Genomic DNA, 1,235 nt, shown 5'->3' with positions numbered 1-1,235 from the left:
GTCCCTCGGCGCTCTCGACCAGCGCGCCGACCACCTTGCCGTCACGCAGCAGCAGTTCGCGGGCTGGCGCCGATTCGATCAGGCGCACACCCAGGGCTTCGGCGGACTTGGCCAGGCGCGCTACCAGAGCCACGCCATTGACCAGGTGCATGGCGCGACCGTAGCGCAGCAGGTGCCAGAGGTGGCTGGAAAAGCGCCGGGCGACATGCAGGAAGGCCGGCAGCGAGCGGGTCAGGTCGAGGAAGGCGGCGAGGTCGGCGCCGGCCATGATCGGCATGCCCATGAACGAGGTCTCCCGCAGGGTCTTGCGCAGGCGCGGCAGCAGCGGGCCCAGTTGCCGTGCGTCATAGGGCGCGGCGACCAGCTGGTGGCCGCCCTCGGCGGCGCCCGGCGTGTCGCCATGCATGTCCGGGATGCCGTTGCCGTCGACGAACCGCAGGTGGGTGTGACGCTCGAAGAAGGCCACCATGTGCGGGCAGGCTTCGAGGAAGGCGTCGATCCGCGCGGCGTCGTAACGCTCGCCCAGTTCGTGGCGCAGGTAGGTACGCGGTTGCTCGATGTCCTCCTCGATACCGGCGCGACGCGCCAGCGGGTTGCGCGGCAACCAGGCCCAGCCGCCGGACCAGGCGCTGGCGCCGCCGAACACCGGGTCCTTCTCCACCAGGACTACCCGGCGCCCGTGCCAGGCCGCGGTTACCGCCGCCGCCAGCCCGGCGGCGCCGGAGCCGACGACCAGCAGGTCGCAGGTTAGCGGGGTGGTCTCGACAGCCGCAGAGGTCATGCTTTCTCCCTTTTTCAAGATTTCGGAACGATGTTCCATATTCTAGGGAGGCAATGCCCGCCTACCAACCCGCTCAGCGAAAGGAGCGGGCGATCATCGGCCAGGTCGAAGCGAGGTCGGCCGCCCGTTAGGGAAAAGGGAGACGGGAGGGGAAAGGCCCGGCGCAGGCGCACCGGGCCGAGGGCGTCAGCGCGCTTCGCCGCCGCCCTGGACCGCGGCGGCCTTCTTGCGCACCGGGAAGGGGAAGTAGAGGGCGCGCAGCAGCGCGACGCGCTTGATCACTTCGCCGATCAGCAGCGAGACGATCACCGAGATCACCAGGGCGACGCTGGCAGCGGCCGGTTCCGACAGGCCCAGATGGACCAGCAGGTTGAAGGTCTTGTGCTGGATCTCGCCGTGGAAGATCAGCAGGATCAGGGTCGACTGGCCGATGTAGGTCATCGCCTTGCCCAGC

Annotated in this window: 1 protein-coding gene and 1 pseudogene; both read right to left on the bottom strand. The window is 69.3% G+C overall.

Annotated features, from left to right (window positions below; genetic code table 11):
- A partial coding sequence (locus FFS27_RS32900; protein ID WP_137952562.1) for an FAD-dependent oxidoreductase occupies nucleotides 1-781 on the bottom strand: 781 nt, incomplete at its 3' end.
- Nucleotides 782-967: 186 nt separating this feature from the next.
- A pseudogene (locus FFS27_RS32895) lies at nucleotides 968-1,235 on the bottom strand (acyltransferase family protein); the annotation flags it as partial.

Origin of the sequence: Pseudomonas sp. 2VD (assembly GCF_005503585.1) — a bacterium.
Lineage (GTDB): Bacteria > Pseudomonadota > Gammaproteobacteria > Pseudomonadales > Pseudomonadaceae > Pseudomonas > Pseudomonas aeruginosa.
The sequence above is the reverse complement of the archived record's forward strand: the minus strand, read 5'-3'. Positions and strand labels throughout refer to the sequence as shown.